Below are 22,046 nucleotides of genomic sequence, written 5' to 3' on the forward strand. Positions count from 1 at the left end.
ATGAATACGGCAGGGTTTTTCATTTTCATCAGGAATATCCATCGCCCTGCCTTCATATATTTTTTCCACCTTCACAAAATCTTCACAGTGAGTTTACGTTTAGGCAGGATTTCAGAAGGGAATTGTAGAAATAGGTTTACATATCCTTAATAAAAGGAGGAGTTCTGCATGAGATATAACGTCAGAGGCGAAAACATTGAGGTAACTCCCGCTTTGCGAGATTACGTTGAGAAAAAGATTGGTAAACTAGAACGCTACTTTGAGGACCCTGTTGAGGCAAACGTAAATGTGAATTTAAAATTTTACAATGAACAGGAATCCAAAATTGAGGTTACCATTCCGCTCACAAATCTTGTTCTAAGAGGCGAAGTGCATCACCAGGATATGTACGCGGCGATTGATTTGGTGACAGATAAACTGGAACGCCAGATTCGCAAGCATAAAACAAAGGTGAACCGCAAACTGAGAGAGCAAGGCTCTCCTAAATATATGTTCAGCAACAGCTATGACGAAGTACCTGTCGCAACGCAGGACCCTGAGGATGACACGATGGAAATCGTGCGGACTAAGCGTTTTACGCTAAAGCCGATGGACAGTGAAGAAGCAGTGCTGCAAATGAACATGCTGGGTCATAATTTCTTCGTTTTCACTAACGCGGAAAGCAATCAGACCAATGTGGTTTATAAGCGTAATGATGGAAAATATGCGGTGATTGAGCCGACAGAATAAGAAGTGTAAGGGCACCCGGATTCTCCGGGTGTTTTCTTTTTGCAGAGATTTTCTGACGGAGCTGTGGAAAACATGGCTTCTTTGCTCCTATACTGTCTGTAAAGAAGAAAATTTTTTATGTTCGCTGTGTGCATGTTCATACAGTGTAAAGGTCATATACGTGTTCTCATCAGATATTTATACACGCTTTGGTATTTTCATAGATGGTATGACAGCGTTGACAGTTGCAGGAAGTTTAGCAGATGCTGTGATTCGGCTATTAGGAGTAGTAGAACAGAAGTTGAACGACTATTCATAGGGGGTACTTATGAAACATCCATTGCATGTAAATTCTGAAATTGGCACGCTGCGCACAGTGCTGCTGCACAGGCCTGGAAAAGAGGTCGAAAATTTAACACCGAAATTTTTGAAAAGGCTGCTTTTTGATGATATTCCATACCTGCCTGTTATCCAAAAAGAGCATGATTATTTTGCCGCAGCTCTTCAAAATCGGGGAGTTGAGGTAGTTTATCTTGATAAATTAATGACGGAAACTCTTCAGACTCCTGACCTGAAGGAGCAGTTTGCGGAACAGATGATAGGAGAAAGCAAAGAAAATGTGAACGGATCTTCTGAACTGCTGAAAGAGTACCTGCTGTCTTTTTCTACGAAAGACATGATCCATAAAATCATGGAAGGCGTCCTGAAAAGAGACATAGATGAAGAGAAAAAGGTTCATCTGTACGAGTTCATGTCAGATCATTATCCTTTCTATCTTGATCCGATGCCAAATCTTTATTTTACAAGAGATCCAGCCGCTGTGATCGGAAACGGAATCAGCATCAACAAAATGTGTGAAGGTGCAAGAAGGCGTGAATCTATTTTCATGGATTATATTATGAAGCATCATCCGCGCTTTGCGCGCCACGATATTCCTGTCTGGTTTCACCGGGACTATGAGTTTCCGATGGAAGGCGGCGATCAGCTCATGCTGTCACATGACACTGTGGCAATTGGCGTCAGCGCAAGAACATCGGCCAAAGCGATTGAGCGCTTGGCAAAGCAGCTGTTTCAGCGCCAGGAAAATATTAAAAAGGTCATTGCGGTGGATATTCCAAAAACACGCGCATTCATGCACCTTGATACTGTGTTTACGATGATCGATTATGATAAATTCACAATTCATCCAGCCATTCAAGGGCCGGACGGGGAAATGAATATTTTTGTATTGGAGCGCGGCGATGATCCCGAGCGTCTTAAAATCACTGAGCGCCGCAATTTGGCACAAACGCTTAAAGATGTGCTTGGCCTGGAAGAGATTCTGCTGTTGCCATGCGGCGGAGGAGATCCCATCATTGCTGCGCGGGAACAGTGGAATGACGGCTCTAACACGCTCAGCATTGCACCAGGGGTTGTGGTCACATATGATCGCAATTACGTATCCAACCAGCTGCTTCGGGAAAACGGGGTAGAGGTTATTGAGATTCAAAGCTCCGAGCTTTCAAGAGGAAGGGGCGGCCCGCGCTGTATGAGCATGCCGCTGATGAGAGAGAATTTAGCAAGGTAAATGAGACCCGGTGAATGCCGGGTTTTTTGGTGTGAAGTGTATTCTGGCGGGGGCACTCATCAAGAAAAGAAATCCATAATTTTGCTATGTGTTGTCCAAGCCTGCAAATAATGATAGAATTAAGGATAGTTTCATTTTTATAGATTATGGGTATGATACCAGTCTAATTATAGAGGAGCGTTAACATGCTTGGAATTTTAAACAAGGTATTTGATTTTAACAAACGTACATTAAATCGCTATGAAAAAATGGCAGGTCAAATCGACGCGCTTGCTTCGGATACGGAAAAGCTGTCCGATGAGCAGTTAAAGGCAAAAACAGTTGAATTCCAAGAACGCCTGTCCAATGGCGAAAAAGTGGACGACTTACTTACAGAAGCTTTTGCAGTTGTGCGCGAAGCAGCGAAACGCGTGCTCAACATGTATCCATATAAAGTACAGCTCATGGGGGGAATTGCCCTTCATGAAGGGAACATTTCCGAGATGAAAACAGGGGAAGGTAAAACATTAACTTCCACCATGCCTGTTTATTTAAATGCGCTGTCCGGAAAAGGTGTTCATGTTGTTACAGTCAACGAATACCTTGCCAGCCGTGATGCTCACGAAATGGGACAGCTATTTGAATTTCTCGGATTAACAGTCGGCCTCAACCTGAACGGACTATCCAAGGACGAAAAGCGCGAAGCTTATGCGGCAGACATTACTTACTCTACAAACAATGAACTTGGTTTTGACTATCTTCGCGACAACATGGTCCTGTACAAAGAAGAAATGGCGCAGCGCCCGCTTCATTATGCCGTCATTGATGAAGTTGACTCCATACTGGTGGATGAAGCGCGTACGCCGCTGATTATCTCAGGTCAGGCAGCCAAGTCGACTAAGCTTTATGTACAGGCAAATGCTTTTGTTCGTACGCTGGAAAAAGAAACTGATTTTACTTTTGATATTAAAACAAAAAGTGTACAGCTGACAGAAGAGGGAATTACAAAGTCTGAACGTGCTTTTGGCATTGAAAATCTTTTTGACATCAATCATGTGGCACTGAATCATCATATTAATCAGGCCCTAAAAGCGCATGTCATTATGCATAATGATGTGGATTATGTGGTGGAAGAGGGCGAAGTTGTGATCGTTGATCCATTCACTGGACGCTTGATGAAAGGGCGCCGCTACAGTGAAGGTCTTCACCAGGCAATTGAAGCGAAGGAAGGCCTGGAAATACAAAATGAGAGCATGACGCTTGCCACAATTACTTTCCAGAACTACTTCCGTATGTACGACAAGCTGTCAGGTATGACAGGTACTGCGAAAACAGAGGAAGAAGAGTTCCGCAACATTTACAACATGCAGGTTGTCGCGATCCCGACAAACCGTGACATTGCCCGTGATGACAGATCTGATCTTGTATACCGTTCAATGGAAGGCAAATTCCGTGCAGTGGTGGAGGATGTATCACAGCGCCATGCAATCGGCCAGCCCGTTCTTGTTGGTACAGTTGCCGTTGAAACGTCAGAGCTGATTTCTCAGCTGCTGAAGCGCAAAAATGTACCTCACTATGTCCTGAATGCAAAAAATCACTTCAAAGAAGCGGAAATCATTGAAGAAGCAGGCCGCAGAGGTGCTGTGACAATCGCGACGAACATGGCGGGACGCGGTACAGATATCAAGCTTGGCGAAGGCGTAGTAGAGCTCGGCGGACTTGCTGTTATCGGTACAGAGCGCCATGAATCAAGACGTATTGACAATCAGCTGCGCGGTCGTTCCGGACGTCAGGGAGATCCTGGTATCACACAGTTCTATCTCTCTATGGAAGATGAATTGATGCGCCGCTTCGGCTCGGAAAATATGATGAACATGATGGACCGCCTTGGCATGGATGATACACAGCCAATTCAAAGCAAAATGGTGTCCCGTGCTGTGGAATCTGCTCAAAAACGTGTAGAGGGCAACAACTTTGACGCACGTAAGCAGCTCCTTCAATATGACGATGTGCTCCGCCAGCAGCGTGAAATCATCTATAAACAGCGCTTTGATGTATTAGAGTCAGAAAATCTGCGCAATATTGTAGAGGAAATGATTAAATCCACAGTGGAGCGATATGTGAGTGCGCATACGCCGCGTGAAGAGCTTCCTGAAGAATGGAACCTGGAAGGCATTGTGGATTCTGTGAACGGAAATCTGCTTGAAGACGGCGCGCTGTCATTGAACGACTTAAAAGGCAAAGAGCCTGAGGAAATGATTGAGCATATTCTCGGCAGAACAAAAGTAAAATATGATGAAAAAGAAGAATCATTCGGCGAAGAGCAAATGCGCGAGTTTGAAAAAGTCATTGTGCTCCGCGCTGTGGATTCCAAGTGGATGGACCACATCGACGCAATGGAGCAGCTTCGCCAAGGTATTCACCTTCGTGCATACGGCCAGACAGATCCGCTTCGTGAGTATCAAATGGAAGGCTTTGCAATGTTTGAAAGCATGGTTTCTTCTATTGAAGAAGATGCAGCGAAGTATGTCATGAAGGCTGAAATCCGCAACAACCTGGAACGCCAGGAAGTTGCAAAAGGCCAGACTGCGGTTCATCAAAAGGAAGGCGATGAGCCTGTTAAGAAAAAGCCTGCCCGCAAAGCGGTTGAAATTGGCCGCAATGATCCTTGCTACTGCGGAAGCGGCAGGAAATTCAAAAACTGCTGCGGCAGCTAACACTGTTTGTTGAATGGGGGAGAGGGGCTGAAGGCCTCTCTCTGTTTCAGTTTTTTAATAACATAAGAGGTGACGAAAATGGAATTAGTAGAAATTAGACAAGAGCTTGAAAAAATGGCTAAAAGATTAGCTGACTTTAGGGGGTCTCTTTGACCTCGATACAAAGGAAGCCCGCATAAGAGAGCTTGATGAAATGATGTCCCACCCTTCTTTTTGGGACGATCAACAATCAGCGCAAACTGTCATCAATGAGGCAAACGGCCTGAAGGATGCTGTGAATCAGTTTAATGACATGCAGGACATGCACGAAAACCTAGAGGTAACTCATGATCTTCTAAAGGAAGAACCTGACGAAGATCTTCTAACAGAGCTGGAAACAGAAATCAAAGAACTTACGAGCAACATGAATGACTTTGAGCTGCAGCTTCTGCTGAGCGAGCCTTATGATAAAAACAACGCCATTCTTGAGCTGCACCCTGGTGCCGGCGGAACAGAGTCTCAGGACTGGGGCTCCATGCTGCTTCGCATGTACACAAGATGGGCAGAGCGAAAAGGCTTTAAAGTGGAAACACTCGATTATCTACCAGGTGATGAAGCAGGTATTAAATCTGTGACATTGCTGATTAAAGGTCACAACGCTTACGGCTATTTAAAAGCGGAAAAAGGCGTTCACCGTCTTGTGCGCATCTCGCCGTTTGACTCATCAGGCCGCCGTCACACGTCTTTTGTGTCCTGTGATATTATGCCGGAGTTTAACGACGAAATTGAAATCGACATTCGTACGGAAGATCTAAAGGTCGACACATACCGTGCCAGCGGTGCCGGCGGACAGCATATCAACACAACTGACTCAGCAGTCCGGATTACGCATTTGCCGACCAATGTGGTAGTATCCTGCCAAACAGAACGATCACAGATCAAAAACCGTGAGCAGGCAATGAAAATGCTGAAGGCTAAACTATATCAAAAGAAAATTGAAGAAAAAGAAGCGCAACTTGCTGAAATCCGTGGTGAACAAAAGGATATCGGCTGGGGAAGCCAAATCCGTTCCTACGTCTTCCATCCATACTCAATGGTAAAAGACCACAGAACAAACACCGAAGCAGGAAACGTGCAAGGTGTCATGGACGGAGAACTAGACGCATTCATAGACGCATACCTGCGCTCTAAAATTTCATAATGTAAACCAAAAGACAAGGCGGCTGCCTTGTCTCAGACTGTAGACAAAACGCGATGAAACTCAGCGTGTCTACAGTCTTTTTTTGTTTAGTGGAAGAATGAGGATTGTTGATTTCCGTTCCAGGCGCTTCGCTTTCCGCGGGGCTGGCGGTGAGCCTCCTCGTCGCTGACGCTCCTGTGGGGTCTAACCCCTCCAGCTAATCCCGCAGGAGTCTGCGCGCCTTCCACTCCAATCAACAGGACTTCTAAACACAGCGTAGAAACAGTATGTAGTCTATTTTAAAAGGGGTACATATCATGGTTGAGGTGATAAAAATGATAATGAAGAAAAATCCAATCTAACGAGGTTCATTGAAAAAATGGCTGCTTGAGTCCAACTGATTTCTAAGTAACATTTAGTTGTATTAAAACACATACATATATATTTCAATATATTAACATTTTTACAATGATTTAATATTTGGCTGTTTTCGTAAACTTTGTTGTTTTCCGATAGTTAGAAAAAATATGGTATAATTTATCAAATGAAAACAGATAAAGGGAGTGTGGATAGATTATGAAAATTGGAGTGATTGCTGATATTCACGGCAATGCTCCTGCCTTAAAAGCGGTTCTTAATGAGTTTGATAAAAGGCGGGACATTGAGCATATCTATTGTTTAGGAGATATGATAGGAATAGGACCAGATACAAATGAAGTCTTGGAAATTTTATTTTCAAGAAATGATGTATCTATGATTACTGGAAATCACGATGAAGCAGTTTTGGCACTTCTAAAGGGGGAAGAACATCCATTAAGCCACTCTCACGCTAAGGAACATCACCAATGGATAGCGGATAATATGGACAAAGGTTTCATCTCAAAATTAGAACAGTTGCCTCGGACAATCAATTTAACAATTGAAGGTAAGTCTATATTGTTTATCCATTATCACATTGAGCAAGCCAAATTAAATGAACATATTAGCAAAGACCCTTTTAGTAGAATTGCTGAGCCGAGTTTAGATAATTTGCTCTCTCTATTTAAAGGAAACGAAGAAAATTTAATATGTTTTGGACATCATCATCCACTTCATTTTTTCGAGAGTAACGATACTATCTATTTAAATCCAGGTTCTTTAGGGTGCAGTTCAAAACCAACTGCCCCATATTCAATAGTAGATATAGAAAAGGACAAAATTATAGTTAGTTTAAAAGAAGTCTCATATGATAACACAAAGTTTTTAGAGTCATATGAATTATTGCAGGTTCCAGAACGTGATTTTCTTATCAAAGTATTTCACGGCAATCAGTTAAAACAGTAAACTTAAAAGGGAGATTTGTTTCCCTTTTTTTATGCCGATTTTAAATGGCTAACTGTACAGTGATTTGATTTTTGACACGATGAAATAAGCATTTGTTCTACTTGTTTTTCAAAGGATAAATGCTTGTCTATTTCGAGCCATCTAAACCAATATAAATAATTGTCGAGATATTTAGTTGCAACACCTTGAAACCTTCTAATCCAAGTCTTTAAACGGCTGTGAAAGTTATTTACGTTTTGAACGTGGAATATTCCCTTTTTCACTCGTTCCTTCTGTCTTTCGTTGATTGTTTCGTGTTGCAAACCTTTGAGTTTGGCGAACTTCTTGTAATTAGTCGCTGTATCTGTGCATAGCAAAGAAGATGGGTCAATATACTTACCTATTGCAGCATCAATTTCTTCGGCTTTGACACGACCAGTTCCAGCTTTCAAAGCAATTATGTTGTTATTACGGTCTTGGGCAACTACAACAGCTATTTTTAAGTCTGAAATACCTCGTTTTTCATCTGGAGTCTTTCGTTTCTTAGGCTTTCGATGTGTTACTTCTTTGCCTTTCATTGACTCACGAAAGAAGGTTTCATCACTCTCAATAATACCTTGAAGTTGTGCAAAGTCTAAAGACCGCAATGCATTCAGTATTTTATGTCTCCAATAAAAAGCAGTTGAGATGTGTATTTTTAGACGTTTAGCAATCTTAGGAAGCGTATAACCTTCAACCATCATTTCCATATACTTAACCCATTTTTCGGGGTAACGAGAGCCTGAAAAGGGTGTGTTAGTCATATCGTTGAATGTTTTATTGCAATCCTTACAAAGATATCGTTGGCGAGTCTTGTACTTACCGTTACGCTTAATAGCGGTACTTCCACAATGAACACAAGCAATACCACTACTGAAACGACTTTCACGAATACTCTTTAATAGTTTTGTAATCTTATCAGGTTCGTCTGGAAACAAATCGTTTTTCAAAGCGTTAAAGAGTTCAAATTGTTCTTCTTTGGTAAGTTCATTTGCCTCTTCATATACATCTAACCACATAGCGAACTCCTCCTTAACCACGATTATATCAAGCGTTAATTATTATGTTCAATAAAGCAACAAACTATGCGAAAACAGCCTAATATTTAAACCATCAAAGTGGACTTTCTTTATTATCTGCTTAGTCACCTAGTCCTCGTTTGCTATATATATACAATAAATTGTAAAAAGAGTAATATTATATGAAAGGGGAGAGTTGTATGGGTAATTACTTGGAAGATTTAGCAAAAAAAGTAGATAGAAGTATTATTAGAAATGTTTCTATCTGTGTAAATTACATAGGGAACCAAAAGTTTAACATTATGAAAAGTTTAGTGCCTGGTAAGAGTTTAGAGGATATTTTATATGGAATAACTAACGAAAAAGTCTTTAATTATGAAATAACAAGTGTTTCTTCTTCCCCAACTAATGTTATTTTGGGACCAGGATTACTTAGAAGGCAGGAGATAGTAATAAATCTAAGTATTAATACAAATAATGGGAGTACACCTAATATTTATTTTGAAAAAGAGCTTAAGCTTATTGAAGAAACAGAAGATTTATATTGGAGAAGACTCAGACGGAAAATAGGGAATGATTTATTAATTTTACCTGCGACTGCTGCATTAATATTTAAAGAAAGCAAAGTACTTTTGGCTAAAGGACCAAATACTGAAAAATGGATGATTCCTGGGGGATTGGTTGAATTAAATGAATTTCTTTCTCAAACTGTTATTAGAGAAGCGAAGGAAGAAACAGGATTAAAAATTGTGCCAAGAAAATTATTAAACGTCTTTACAGGTGAAGATTTTATTTTAACTTATCCAAATGGCGATAAAGTACAAATTGTCAGTTTCCCTTTTTTATGCGAAGTAATTGATGGTGAACTAAATCCCTTAGATAATGAAGTTGAAACATTACAGTTTTTCGAGTTGGATAATATCCCTAAATTAAAAGGAGATAACTGGTTAAAAGTTTTAGAAATGGGTGCGAAGGAGCTAAAAAATGAGCGGATACAATAATCTATTTAATCGTACTTCCTCCGGAAAAGCGCCCTTTTCTGGAACAAAAACATTTTCTTTTAATGATTTTTCATCCACTCTGATTTATTCAATATATAGTGATTATATAGTTCATTTTCTATCATCTGTTGACTCAGATAAGTAAATCCACATTTTTCAATTACTTTATTTGATGAAACGTTGTTAATTAAAGCTACTGCATTAATGACTTCTAAATTTGTATTTGTAAACAAATAGTCAATCAATCCTTTAGACGCTTTAGTAGCGTAGCCTTTCTTTTGATATTCACTTGAAATGGCATACATAATTTCTCTATTCGGTAAAGGAAGCTCATCTTTTATGCCTGTACAGCACCAACCAATAAATTCATAGGTTTCCTTAATATATACCCCTAGTTTTAAAAAAAGACCATCTATGTTTGATGTATTTACAACGGCATCAAGAAACGCTTTATTTGCTGGTATTTCGTAATTAGTAACCCAATCAACCCTTTGTTCTTTTGTTGATTTCCAGTCTGGCAAAAAATTAAATATTTCTGGTTGATTTGATATTCTGTAAATACTATCTGCATCTTCAATTGAAAACTCTTGAAGATAAATATCTCCACAATCTATCCTAAATAATCTTTCTGATGTTTTATGTTTCATAACTTTTCCCCTTGTCAATTATTTTTACTTCAACTATTTGAGTAATCTAGTTCTGTTAAACCACTCTTTTCCAGCATAACTTACAGATTCAAGATGAACCTTCCAATTTCCTCTTTTCCTTAACAATCTAGCCAAATTGCTGAATAACCTATTTTCATGTTAATACAACATTACCAAAAACCAGTGTTTTGTAATGCCCCCCCATCGCCCTATTGTCCTTTGATTTTATTAAGATTAGCGGTTACCAAAAATAATTACCAAAAGTATTACCAAATACCTTTACAATAAGTACCCCTCTAGTAAAATAAAAATATACAAGTTTATTGGAGGTTACAAATGATAATCGGTTATGCTCGGGTGTCTACTATTGACCAAAACTTAGATCGGCAAATTGGTTTGCTTAATGAATATGGTTGTGAAAAAATAGTTAAGGAGAAATTTACTGGTACGGTTAAAGATCGAAAAGGACTTCATCAACTTTTTGATGTCATTCGGAAAGGCGATACAGTTGTAGTGGAGAGCATCTCCCGTTTAGGACGTAAAACATTGGATATCCTCAACATAATTCAACAGTTAGAAGAGATGGGGGTGCAATTCATTTCTTTAAAAGAAAATATGGATACAAGAACCTCTACGGGCAAAGCCATGTTCCAAATGATGTGTGTCATTGCTGAATTAGAAAGAAACCTTATTGCTGAGAGAGTAAAGGAAGGACTTGAAGCAAGTAAAAGACGTGGGAAAACATTAGGTAGACCCAAGTTGGATAAAGAAAAGCTTGCTGTTGCGCTGCGGATGTATGATAGTGAAGAATATTCTATAAAGGAGATAGTCTCAGCAACTGGAATATCTCAAGGTTCCTTATATAGAGCAGTCAACGGAAGAAAGCTTGAAGAAATAAAAAAATAAGGCGCGTTTTATTTATTATTTCTTCAAATTTACTTTGCGGTCTACAGCAGGAACCCTGTCACTAAGCCTAATACAGGAATTTAGGCTTTTTATACATAATTGTCCCCCCTTATAAAAACTAAAATAGTTTTACTTACGCTTTGATAATGCCCGCAGGTAGTTTTACTTTAATTAATTTAGGCTTTTTATATATTAGTTTCCCTCCTTTCGGCGACCTTGAGAAGCCCCAGTTTATTCAGCTAATTTTTTCAACTAAATCGTTTTTAATCAAGTCGTGGATAAACTCATTGATTTCTCTATCTATGTCTTCCTTTTTGTAATGATTTTTAACCGCATTCACTACATTGTTGATTGAATTACCAGAACCCATTTCTTTAATCTAAACTTAGTGAAAAATATATATTTGGAGTAGGCACCAAAGCATTGATTCAGTAACTCAAATTAAACCCAACTTCATTCAATATACCTTTAGAATCCGTTCCATGCGCAATACCATTGCAGAAGTAGAAATGAGTATGGCCTGCCGCTGGTTTCTGGATTTACTTTTATACCTTAAAGCCTCGACTTTTAAGGAAATCCTTTACTTTTTATAGGTGGCTTGGTTGATTCATCCTTATGATGTGGAGTTCCGTCAATTTTCTCCGTAATCCCTCGGGCTTTTCATTCTCTTACTCAAGTCAAGGTAGAACGTTCTGCATAGAGTCGCCAAGCCAGATAGTTAACCAGAGTGCAATGAAGCGGAAGACACTTGACTCCTGCGGGACCTAGAGGGAAGGCTGAGACCCCGCAGGCGCAGGCGAGGAGGCTTAGCTCCCTCCCCGCGGAAAGCAAGTGTCTGCAGCGCAATGAAACGAGCCTGTTCAAAGTAATAATCTTGGCTTTTCATTCTTTAAGATAATGTAGAACGTTCCTAATAAATTCTACAAGCTAGATAGCAGACCAAGAGTGAAATGAAGCGGAAGCCACTTGACTCCTGCGGGATATGAGGGAAGGCTGAGACCCCGCAGGCGCAGCTGAGGAGGCTCAGCTCCCTCCCTGCGGAAAGCAAGTGTCTGCAGCGCAATGAAACGAGCTTGTACAAAGTAATAATCTTGGCATTTCATTCTTTAAAATAATGTAGAACGTTCTACATAAAGTCTTCAAGCCAGATAGCAGACCAAGAGTGCAATGAAGGGAAGACACTTGACTCCTGCAGGAATGGAGGGAAGTCTGAGACCCCGCAGGCGCAGCTGAGGAGGCTCAGATCCCTCCCCGCGGAAAGCAAGTGTCTGCAGCGCAATGGAACGAACTAGTTCAACGTAATCACTCAGGCTTTTCATTCTCCTACTATGTATCTTCAAATGACTTATCCAGCCAAACTCATAAGCTTCCCAACATTGGAAACACTAACCAAACAAACCCACTCACTTCACCTCGTTAATACGGCATTTCAATGTCATTTACACAGCAAACTTACGAATGCTATACTCTGAAAGGTTATGAATATCACTGGAGGTTGAAGGCACACATGAAGCAGCGCAGACGCACTTCTACATACAATCCAAAACTTGATAAAATACTCGAATACATCTTTATCCTGGCCGGCTCAGCAATCGTCGCACTGGCCTTTAACTTATTCCTGCTCCCCAACCGGGTAGCCTCCGGCGGAGTCAGCGGAATCAGTACCATTCTCGATGCGATGCTTGGCTGGGAACCGGCGTTTGTTCAATGGGCATTTAATATCCCGCTATTTATTCTCGGAGTTGTCCTCCTCGGAAGGCAGTTCGGATTCAAAACACTGATCGGAACAATCTTTCTTCCATTAGTTGTCTTTCTATCAAAAGACATGGCCCCTGCCACAACAGATCCCCTGCTAGGTGCACTGTTTGGAGGCATTGGTGTCGGTCTCGGCCTCGGACTTGTATTCCGCGGCAAAGCTTCCACCGGAGGCACAGACCTGGCAGCGCAGATCCTCCATAAATACACAGGCTTAACACTTGGAACCTGTGTCGCACTCATTGACGGGCTGATTGTACTAACGGCGGCGATCGTCTTTGATATTGAGCGGGGTCTTTATGCGCTTATCGCCCTCTATGTGACAAGCAAAACAATCGATGTCGTTCAGGTAGGTGTAGGCCGGTCCAAAACTGTGCTGATTATTACCAATCAGGAAAATGAAGTCAGAGCAGCGATCTTAAACAAAATTGACCGCGGCGTAACAAGGCTGTCAGCAATGGGCGGCTACACTGATGATGAGCGGCCGGTGCTGATGTGTGTAGTGGATCAAACAGAATTCACGAAATTGAAACAATTGGTAAAGAGCATTGACAGCACTGCTTTTGTAGTTGTAATGGACGCCTCAGAGGTGCTTGGAGAAGGTTTCAAACGCGCGTAAATAGGATATAATTACACTGATTTGTTTAGCTAAAGGGGGATTTCGAGGATGAAATTCAAACTGGCGATTACTGTATTGAGTATGTCTTTCCTTCTGGCTGCCTGCGGAGGCGGAGGAGATGAAAGTGGACAGGAGCCGGCACAGACGGCTGGTGAAGGCTCTGTTGACACAGCAGAAGCGGAAGAGCTTTATTTGCAAAGCTGTGCAAGCTGCCACGGACAGAACTTCCAAGGAGGAGCCGGACCGAGTCTTGAGAACATAGGCGGCAAGTATGACCATGATCAGATTGAAAGTATCATTCTTAACGGCCGGGGCAATATGCCAAAGGGTATCCTTCAAGGAGAAGATGCCACAGTGGTAGCGCAATGGCTGTCTGAAATGAAATAATGATAAACCAACCATGATGGTTGGTTTTTTCATTATCTATAAAAAGTCCCGAATATAATGATTGCAAAAATGGTCGAATAGTTCTATAATTCAGAAAAGTGTTTCTCCATGATATGACAAATTTCTTACTCTTTTTTTTACAAACTGCTTTCCCTTCTTTAACAGTAATGAAACATAAATGTAACAAAAATAGACTATTTTTGGCGATTTTTGATGATATAATGTTCTTTGTGAGAAAAGGTTAAGTACTTTACTCGGAATTATTTATTCGACAATTTCAGACATAGATAACCAAGGTTGAATAAACAAGGTACTAATACAACTTTAGGATGATTGCTATGATAGAAATGCAAGACGTTAAAAAAACTTATCCTAATGGTGTGACAGCCATTAGCGGCATAGATGTGATGATACATGCAGGAGAATTCGTTTACGTAGTGGGACCCAGCGGAGCAGGTAAATCAACATTTATCAAAATGATGTACCGTGAAGAAAAGCCGACAAACGGAAAAATTACAATAAACGGAGTAAATTTGGAGAAGCTCAAGGAAAAGAGAGTTCCTCACCTCCGCCGCGACATTGGCGTAGTATTCCAGGATTTCAAGCTTTTGACAACACTTACCGTCTATGAGAATATAGCCTTTGCGCTTGAAGTGACCGGTGAACATCCGCGGCACATTAAGAAAAAAGTGCTGGATGTGCTGGATCTTGTCCAGCTGAAGCATAAGGCAAGGCATTTTCCGAACGAACTTTCAGGGGGAGAGCAGCAGCGTGTGTCTATTGCACGATCAATTGTGAACAACCCTGCAGTTGTCATTGCGGACGAGCCTACCGGCAACCTGGACCCTGATACGTCCTGGGATATCATGAACATATTTGAGGAAATCAACAACCGGGGAACAACTGTCGTGATGGCGACACACAACCGCGAGATTGTTAACACCATGAAAAAGCGAGTCATCGCGATTGAAGGCGGAAAGATCGTGCGTGACCAGGCAAGAGGGGAGTACGGTCTATATGATTAGGACTCTTGGACGCCACTTCAGGGAAAGCTTAAAGTCACTTGGGCGTAATGCCTGGATGACCTTTGCCTCCGTAGGTGCTGTTACGGTAACACTTTTCCTTGTCGGAACGTTTCTAGTCATCATGATGAATTTAAACCATATCGCAACGAATTTAGAGGAGAACGTTGAAATCCGCGTTCTCATTGAACCCACTTCAACTTCCGAAGAAGCACAGCAGCTCAGAGCCCAGATAGAAGGCATACCGGAAGTCAATGAAGTTGGTTACTCACCAAAAGAAGAAGAACTTGAAAATTTGATTAACAGCTTTGGAGAGGAAGGAAGTTCCTTTCAGCTGTTTGAACAGAATAACCCGCTGAATGATGTCTATGTTGTCAAAGCAGCCAACCCCCAGGATACTACGCTGGTGGCGCAGCAGATTGAGACATTTGACCACGCATTTAAAGTCCGTTACGGGCAGGAGCAGGTTGAAAGACTGTTTGATGTCGTAAATGTGGCCAGAAATATCGGAATTGCATTGATTATTGGTTTGGTATTTACAGCGATGTTCCTTATCTCTAATACAATTAAAATCACTATTTTTGCAAGGCGCAGAGAAATTGAGATCATGAAACTAGTAGGTGCAACTAACTGGTTTATCCGCTGGCCGTTCTTTATTGAAGGACTGCTGCTGGGTGTGTTCGGAGCAGTTATTCCGATTGCCGTAATTGCAACAGGATATCACTATCTGTTTAACTTTGCAGAGCCGAGAGTCAGAGGCTCGTTTGCCGAAATATTACCCATGTATCCGTTTATTTTCCAGATCGCGCTCGTTCTGCTTTTGATCGGCGCTCTGATTGGAGTATGGGGAAGCTTAACGTCCATCCGCAAATTCTTGAAAGTTTAAAAGCCTGAACCGGCAGTTTTTCTGCTGGTTCAGCATCTGTATACATATCAAGGGGGAGGAAACACGGTGAGAAGAAAGCTGTTAGCTCTAGGCTTGGCAGCAGTCATTGGGACAAGCGGCGCGATCGCTCCTGCAGGCAGTCCGACTGTACATGCTAATGAACTTGAGAAAAAGAGACAAGACATTCAAAACCAAAAATCTAATATAGATTCCAATATTAAAAGCAAGGAAGGCCAGATTGACGGCCTGAAATCACAAGAGCAAAAGCTCAATGACGAGATTAAGAGACTTGATATGCAGGTTTCAGATACGAACGGCAAAATCCGTGAAAAAGAAGCGGAAGTAGAAGAATCAAAAAAACAGATAGAAGCTTTAAAAGTACAAATTGAAGAAGTGAAGGAAAGAATTGCAAAACGCAATGAACTGTTAAAGGACCGTGCACGCTCCATTCAGGAAGGCGGCGGTGTGATCAGCTACTTAGATGTGCTTCTAGGTGCTCAGGATTTCAGTGATTTTATTACACGTGTCGGTGCCGTTACAACTTTTGTAGAAGCAGACAGAGAAATTATTAAAGCCCATGAAGAAGATATGAAGCTTCTTGAGCAAAGCGAAGCAGAGCTAAGCAGCGAATTAAAAAAGCTGGAAACAGCCTTAACAGATCTTCACAATTTGAAACAGACACTTCAAAAGCAGGTTGCTGAGAAAAATGCAGTGATGTCACAAGTGAAACTCGATCATGAAGAAGCCCTGCATGACTTATATAACCTTGAAGACGAGTCTTCATTCCTTGCAGAGCAGGATGAAATTCTCAAACAGGAAATTGAACGCCAGCGTTTAGAAGAAGAACGCAAAAAGCGTGAAGCTGAAGAAGCAGCTCGCCGTGCAGCAGCTGAAGCGAAAGCAAAAGCAGCAGCAGACGCTAAAGCAGCGGCAGAAGCAAGAGCTGCGGCTGATGCAAAGGCAAAAGCTGAACGGGCAGCACAGCGCAACAGCAGCAAACCAGCAGCACCCGCACCAAAAGCATCTGCACCAAAAGCGCCGGCAAGCAGCTCTGGCTCAGGATCCGGCAGCAAGAGTGCGCCAGCACCTGCCGTAACAGGCGGAGCATTTATGTGGCCTGCACAAGGTTCATTTACATCAGGTTATGGAGCTCGCTGGGGCAAGCTTCATGCCGGAATTGATATTGCGAATGCATCACCGAACGTTCCTGTAGTGGCATCCGCATCCGGAACGGTCATCCGCGCTAACTATTCCAGCAGCTATGGAAATGTAGTCTATATTGCCCACAGCATTGGCGGCAAAACTTATACCACTCTTTATGCCCACCTGGATACAATGAATGTAAGCAGCGGACAGACTGTCAGCAAAGGGCAGCAAATCGGCTATATGGGTAACACCGGTCGTTCCACAGGAAAGCATCTTCACTTCGAAATCCATGAAGGTTCATGGAGTGGCCAGAAGAATGCTGTAGATCCTATGAAGTATTTACGTTAAATATACCCGTTTCAAAACTCCTAAAACTAACGTTTTAGGAGTTTTTTCTTTTGAAGAATCATTATTTTTTTGCACATTGGCTTTCTCCTCCTAAATTTTCCAAACTCTACATGTTTTGTACAAGCTTTTCATATACTAAGGAAAATGCTCTTGAGGATACACCCCGAGATGTACAGGCGTTGAGATGAATAAGGAGGATCATCATGAATCAGAAATTGACTGCACTACTTGTAGCTCTTTCACTGCTGCTGGGAGCCGGGGGCATGTATGCCGGCTTACAGCTGACAGAGAGTCCGGCAGAGCTGTCAGCTTCAGAAGATGGGGGCATTCCATCCATTACTGATGCTATCGAGGCGACTGCGGAGGCTAAGGACATACCAGGTTTTGAAAAAGTGGAGCAGGCTTATCAGCTCATTTCAGAAAAGTATGTAGAAAAGGTTGATGAACAAAAGCTTCTTGAAGGGGCCATACAGGGGATGCTGAGCACGTTGGAGGATCCTTATTCTGTCTACATGGATAAGGAAACAGCTAAACAGTTTTCCGACTCTCTGGACAGCTCATTTGAAGGAATAGGAGCAGAAGTTGGCATGGATGAGGGCAAGGTTATCATTGTTTCTCCATTTAAAAACTCGCCTGCTGAAAAAGCGGGACTGCGGCCAAATGATCAAATACTGAAGATTGATGGAAAGTCTGTTGAAGGATTGGACCTCAATGCGACAGTGCTGAGGATTCGCGGCAAAAAGGGCACAAGTGTGCTGATTGAAGTCCACCGTCCCGGTACAAGAGGGAATATGAAGCTTGAAGTGCTTCGGGATAATATTCCGATTGAAACAGTATACAGTTCTGTTAAAAAGTATAAGGATAAGACTGCAGGCTATATTGAAATCACTTCTTTTTCAGAACATACATCAGAGGATTTTTCAAAGCAGCTGAGAAATCTGGAGAAGCAGGGAATTGATGGACTGATTCTGGATGTACGCGGAAATCCGGGCGGGTATCTGCAAAGTGTGGAAGAAATTCTTAAGCAGTTTGTCACAAAGGATAAGCCGTATATCCAAATTCAGCAGCGAAACGGACAAAAAACCAGATACTATTCGAGCTTGAAGAAAAAGAAGAGTTACCCAGTAAATGTGTTAATTAATGAGGGCAGTGCTTCTGCATCTGAAATCCTTGCTGGTGCGCTGAAAGAAGCGGGAGACTATGAGATTATCGGTGACACCTCCTTTGGAAAGGGAACCGTTCAGCAAGCTGTGCCTATGGGCGACGGCAGCAACATTAAGCTGACGCTTTATAAATGGCTGACACCGGACGGAAACTGGATTCATAAAAAAGGCGTAGAGCCGACGATTTCTGTTTCTCAGCCGCTCTATTTTCAGGCTGGTCCGCTGCAGGCGGAAAACAAGCTTGCCCTCGACCAGAACAACGATGATGTCAAGGTGGCCCAAATTCTCTTAACAGGGCTCGGTTTTGAGCCAGGCAGAGAAGATGGCTATTATAGCAAGTCAACAGAAACAGCCGTCAAAGCATTCCAAAAAGTGAACGGCCTTTCTGCAAATGGAGTCATTGATGCGGAAACTGCGCAAAAAATGAACGAACTAATAGCTGAAAAGCGCAAGGATGAAAACACAGACATGCAATTGAAAACAGCAGTGCAATCACTATTTCACTAAAAAAAATGGCTCGGGAACCCCCTGCATACGCAGTTTCCTGAGCCAGTTTTTTAATGATTATATTTCAAACTTCCTGATGAGCTGGTTGAGCTTTTCGGAAATATTTTTCAGATCATTTGATAGGACTGCGACTTCTTCCACTGACTGCGTCTGCCCTTCAACTTTACCCATAAATTTGCTCAGTTCTTCCACAGAAGAGGAAGATTGGCCATTCATGTCCAGGATGCTGGCAGACACTTCTTCCGTTCCGGCAGCGATCTCCTGGCTGACACCTGTAATGTCCTGAACCCTTTTGTTGATTTCTTCTGAAGAGGATAGAATGTCCTGAAACTGATGCTGTACAGTTTCAACAGTTGTAATTCCCTTGTTCACCTGATCATTTGTTTCGTTCATAGCTTGAAGAGACTGTGCTGCTTTTTCGTGAACCTGTTTAATCAACTGGGCAATTTCCTCAGTAGAGGCGTTTGTTTCATTAGCCAGCTTGCCAACTTCCTGTGCCACGACCGCAAACCCCTTGCCATGTTCTCCTGCGCGTGCCGCTTCTATGGAAGCATTTAGTGACAGCAAATTGGTTTGTTCTGAAATGGAGCGAATGACTCCCACAATATTTTCTACATTTTTGTTCATCTGAATGAACTCGGTCATGACACTTTTCAAATCATGAAAGCTTGTGGAGATTTCTTTCATTTGATCTGCAGCTGTTGAGATGTCTTCCTGGCTTTCCATGATTTTGCTGTTGGAAAGATGTGTTGTTTCCCCGACCGATGCAGCACTTTCCGCAATGCGCTGAACGCCTGCCGCCATCTCTGTCATAACGGTCGAAGCTTCCTGCAGTGAAGCTGCCTGCGCATAAACTGCTTCCTGAATTTCTGTGATGCCATGAGAAATCTCTGTGAAATCCTCTTGAGAAGAAGCTGCCTGATGGCCGAGCGTGCCTGAATGGTTTGTTACAGAGAGGGACTGTGCCTGAATCTCTCCCATCATTGCCACTAAGCTGTGCTGCATTTTTTCAAGCGGAGCGGCAATCGTCATAAGAGGACCGAGTTTTTTGTAACTGACTTTGTCATTCAATACACCGCCCGCTATTTGGCCGACAAACCGTTCTATTTCCTGAAAAGGTTTTGCAAATCTCGCAAAGTTGATAAATCCTGAAGCAATGAAGCCGATTTCTATTACTCCAATAAGCAATAGGGTTTTCATAGATAGTAGTGGTTCCTGGCTGACAGAGCTGTAAATAACAGCAACAATCAATGAAGTAATCAACCCCTGGACACTAACCTGAAGTGTGTACACTAGGAGTTTTTTCCCTACACTAGTCATATTTTCATTCATTTTACCTTCTCCTTTAAATGTAATTACATGGAAGCTATTACTTATATCGGTATCTAAAGACCTGTTTTTTATAAAATGGACGGAAAAATTGTCATACTATCGAAATATTTTATAGAGAATTAAACATGTATTGAAAAGATTGCTTTTGTCATATTTTGTCGATTATATAGGGTATAGGGGGTATTACAATGAAAAGATCGAGCGCAATCAGGGAACAGAGATACAAAGAACTGATAGAGCAGTTTAAGGTCAGAATACCGGAATCTAAACTTTCTCATGCAAAGGTTTCCAAGCTGATGCAGATTTTCTGCATGTATCTCGTCAACTACACAGAAATCAATCATTTGGACGAGATTAAAGATAGCCACATACAGGACTATTTTCAGTATGTAATGGATAGTTACCGCAGGTTGTCGCTATCACTAACTGACATTAAGAATTCTATGAAACTGATTGAGGAAGCGCTTCATATCTCGATTGATTCGTCCATGCTGGATTTTTCTTTATCTAACACAAATCTATGGAACAAACTGAAATAATCTGCTGCTTGAGATACTCATCCTGCCTGTTATTTGATAAAATATGAGTACATAATCAGTAAACTATCTACAAAGGCAGGTGGCAAAGATATGCTGGCAGAATTTCTTTTGGAGCTGGCCAAAGCAGCAGGGCGTTTTTTTCTGCATCCGCTCTTATACTATTTTCTACTATTTAATCTTGCTTACGGATACTGGCGGGTAAAAAACGAAAGAAGATCGTTTTCTTTCAGAATTCAGGACGGCTTTGAAGATATGCGCTTCTCATACAGCAAGGGGCTGCTCACAGGAGCTGTGTTATCGTTGATACTGCTGGCACTGGGGCTTTCTCTTCCGTTAACTGCTGTTATTTTAATAGCTGCTCTTACAGCATTTTTAACCATTCCTCTTAAACTGAGATGGCTGTCTCCGGCCTATACAGTGGGGCTTGCTTTATTTGCGGTGTTTTTAATAGGTCGCTACGGTGGAGAGGCAGCAGCTTCTTTTTTTATTGATTTACAAAATATCAATTACAGCAATCTCGCTCTGCTTGCTGGACTGCTGATTCTTGCTGAAGGATTTCTTGTCAGAAGAAGCGGTTACCTAAGAACCTCGCCTTCCATTATTAAAAGCAGCCGGGGTCTGCCAATCGGCAGTCATCAGGCTAACCGTTCATGGATGCTGCCGCTCTTAGTGCTGATACCGGGCGGCTCCTTTTTGCCGGATTGGGGACTGTGGCCTGTTCTTCATATCAATGGCGAGCCATTTCTATTGCTGCTGTTTCCGTTTTTTATCGGGTTTTTTCAAAGAGTACAGGGCTCTTTGCCTAAGCAGAGCATTTTGATGACGGGTAAGAGAATATTGTGGCTGGGTGCGTTGACTGCAGTGATTGCGGTTGTAAGCTACTGGTGGACTCCGCTTGCATTCGGAGCAGCCGGCATCGCGGTGATTGGCCGCAGCTTTTTAAGCATCAGGCAGCGTATGAATGACAACTCCGCTTCTTTTTATTTTTCAAGAAGAGACAAGGGCTTAAGTATACTCGGCATACTAACGAACTCTCCCGGTGAGAAAATGGGGCTGCATGTAGGTGAGATTATTATGAAAGCCAACGGTGAGCAAGTTCGTTCTGTGGAAGAGTTTTACCGTGCGCTCCAAAAAAATCCTGCCTTCTGCAAGCTGGAAGTCATCGATATTAACGGACATATCCGCTATGTGCAGGGTGCGATTTACGAAGGCATGCACCATGAGCTGGGGCTTTTGTTTGTTACTGATGACAAGCAGTGGGAAAATGCGGCGGTTTAAATGACAAAAAGATGACTTCT

Annotated in this window: 19 protein-coding genes; 15 read left to right on the forward strand and 4 right to left on the reverse strand. The window is 42.0% G+C overall.

Annotation, left to right across the window (positions count from 1 at the left end; genetic code table 11):
- Positions 1-168: 168 nt before the first annotated feature.
- The 5 genes from hpf (at position 169) to GJU40_RS08670 (ending at position 7,453) form a co-directional block, all read left to right on the forward strand.
- Complete coding sequence (hpf, locus tag GJU40_RS08650; protein ID WP_154307339.1) at positions 169-729, forward strand: ribosome hibernation-promoting factor, HPF/YfiA family; 561 nt, start codon at positions 169-171, stop codon at positions 727-729.
- Between the two features lie 307 nt (positions 730-1,036).
- A complete protein-coding gene (arcA, locus tag GJU40_RS08655; RefSeq protein WP_154307340.1) occupies positions 1,037-2,275 on the forward strand; it encodes an arginine deiminase in 1,239 nt (412 codons plus the stop codon).
- 185 nt (positions 2,276-2,460) lie between these two features.
- Positions 2,461-4,971, forward strand: a complete 2,511-nt coding sequence (secA, locus tag GJU40_RS08660; RefSeq protein WP_154307341.1) for a preprotein translocase subunit SecA — start codon at positions 2,461-2,463, stop codon at positions 4,969-4,971.
- 78 nt (positions 4,972-5,049) lie between these two features.
- Positions 5,050-6,151, forward strand: a protein-coding gene (gene prfB / locus GJU40_RS08665) for a peptide chain release factor 2 (RefSeq protein ID WP_154307342.1) whose coding sequence is annotated in 2 segments (ribosomal slippage) — positions 5,050-5,121 and positions 5,123-6,151 — 1,101 coding nt in all. Because the reading frame shifts where the segments join, the coding sequence is not laid out codon by codon here.
- Positions 6,152-6,706: 555 nt separating this feature from the next.
- Positions 6,707-7,453: a metallophosphoesterase family protein gene (locus tag GJU40_RS08670; RefSeq protein ID WP_154307343.1), complete on the forward strand. Its 747-nt coding sequence runs from the start codon at positions 6,707-6,709 to the stop codon at positions 7,451-7,453.
- Positions 7,454-7,482: 29 nt separating this feature from the next.
- On the opposite strand, the gene GJU40_RS08675 is transcribed toward GJU40_RS08670, so the two are convergent.
- Positions 7,483-8,490 (reverse strand): IS1595 family transposase, encoded by a 1,008-nt coding sequence (locus GJU40_RS08675; RefSeq protein WP_154307344.1) that lies wholly within the window; start codon positions 8,488-8,490, stop codon positions 7,483-7,485.
- Positions 8,491-8,690: 200 nt separating this feature from the next.
- Between GJU40_RS08675 and GJU40_RS08680 the strand changes: the two genes are divergently transcribed.
- Positions 8,691-9,491: an NUDIX domain-containing protein gene (locus GJU40_RS08680; RefSeq protein WP_170289362.1), complete on the forward strand. Its 801-nt coding sequence runs from the start codon at positions 8,691-8,693 to the stop codon at positions 9,489-9,491.
- 59 nt (positions 9,492-9,550) lie between these two features.
- Here the strand turns inward: GJU40_RS08680 and GJU40_RS08685 are convergent, their stop codons facing one another.
- Complete coding sequence (locus GJU40_RS08685) at positions 9,551-10,138, reverse strand: GNAT family N-acetyltransferase (protein ID WP_154307346.1); 588 nt, start codon at positions 10,136-10,138, stop codon at positions 9,551-9,553.
- Positions 10,139-10,474: 336 nt separating this feature from the next.
- On the opposite strand from GJU40_RS08685, the gene GJU40_RS08690 reads away from it, so the two are divergent.
- Positions 10,475-11,044, forward strand: coding sequence for a recombinase family protein (locus GJU40_RS08690; RefSeq protein WP_154307347.1), 570 nt, complete (start codon positions 10,475-10,477; stop codon positions 11,042-11,044).
- A gap of 1,139 nt (positions 11,045-12,183) precedes the next feature.
- Here the strand turns inward: GJU40_RS08690 and GJU40_RS08700 are convergent.
- A complete protein-coding gene (locus tag GJU40_RS08700; protein ID WP_154307348.1) occupies positions 12,184-12,363 on the reverse strand; it encodes a hypothetical protein in 180 nt (59 codons plus the stop codon).
- Between the two features lie 188 nt (positions 12,364-12,551).
- Between GJU40_RS08700 and GJU40_RS08705 the strand changes: the two genes are divergently transcribed.
- From GJU40_RS08705 to GJU40_RS08730, 6 genes are all read left to right on the forward strand, one after another.
- The gene (locus GJU40_RS08705; protein ID WP_154307349.1) at positions 12,552-13,418 is read left to right on the forward strand and encodes a YitT family protein; all 867 of its coding nucleotides are present in this window, start codon (positions 12,552-12,554) and stop codon (positions 13,416-13,418) included.
- Between the two features lie 48 nt (positions 13,419-13,466).
- Positions 13,467-13,805, forward strand: a complete 339-nt coding sequence (cccB, locus tag GJU40_RS08710) for a cytochrome c551 (protein ID WP_154307350.1) — start codon at positions 13,467-13,469, stop codon at positions 13,803-13,805.
- A 338-nt stretch (positions 13,806-14,143) separates the two neighbouring features.
- The gene (gene ftsE / locus GJU40_RS08715; RefSeq protein ID WP_154307351.1) at positions 14,144-14,830 is read left to right on the forward strand and encodes a cell division ATP-binding protein FtsE; all 687 of its coding nucleotides are present in this window, start codon (positions 14,144-14,146) and stop codon (positions 14,828-14,830) included.
- Positions 14,823-15,713 carry a permease-like cell division protein FtsX gene (ftsX, locus tag GJU40_RS08720; protein WP_154307352.1) on the forward strand — a complete coding sequence of 297 codons (891 nt, stop codon included), beginning with the start codon at positions 14,823-14,825 and terminating at the stop codon, positions 15,711-15,713. The genes ftsE and ftsX overlap by 8 nt, the downstream gene beginning before the upstream one ends.
- Positions 15,714-15,779: 66 nt before the next feature.
- Positions 15,780-17,207, forward strand: coding sequence for a murein hydrolase activator EnvC family protein (locus tag GJU40_RS21220; protein WP_343031478.1), 1,428 nt, complete (start codon positions 15,780-15,782; stop codon positions 17,205-17,207).
- Between the two features lie 203 nt (positions 17,208-17,410).
- On the forward strand, positions 17,411-18,877 hold the full coding sequence (locus GJU40_RS08730) for a S41 family peptidase (RefSeq protein ID WP_154307354.1): 1,467 nt from the start codon (positions 17,411-17,413) through the stop codon (positions 18,875-18,877).
- 57 nt (positions 18,878-18,934) lie between these two features.
- Here the strand turns inward: GJU40_RS08730 and GJU40_RS08735 are convergent, their stop codons facing one another.
- The gene (locus GJU40_RS08735; RefSeq protein ID WP_154307355.1) at positions 18,935-20,209 is read right to left on the reverse strand and encodes a methyl-accepting chemotaxis protein; all 1,275 of its coding nucleotides are present in this window, start codon (positions 20,207-20,209) and stop codon (positions 18,935-18,937) included.
- A gap of 188 nt (positions 20,210-20,397) precedes the next feature.
- Between GJU40_RS08735 and GJU40_RS08740 the strand changes: the two genes are divergently transcribed.
- Together GJU40_RS08740 and GJU40_RS08745 are read left to right on the forward strand one after the other, a co-directional pair.
- On the forward strand, positions 20,398-20,748 hold the full coding sequence (locus GJU40_RS08740; protein ID WP_154307356.1) for a swarming motility protein SwrAA: 351 nt from the start codon (positions 20,398-20,400) through the stop codon (positions 20,746-20,748).
- A gap of 90 nt (positions 20,749-20,838) precedes the next feature.
- Positions 20,839-22,026 (forward strand): PDZ domain-containing protein, encoded by a 1,188-nt coding sequence (locus tag GJU40_RS08745; protein ID WP_154307357.1) that lies wholly within the window; start codon positions 20,839-20,841, stop codon positions 22,024-22,026.
- Positions 22,027-22,046 lie beyond the last annotated feature (20 nt).

The sequence above is a fragment of the Metabacillus lacus genome, from assembly GCF_009674805.1.
Lineage (GTDB): Bacteria > Bacillota > Bacilli > Bacillales > Bacillaceae > Metabacillus_C > Metabacillus_C lacus.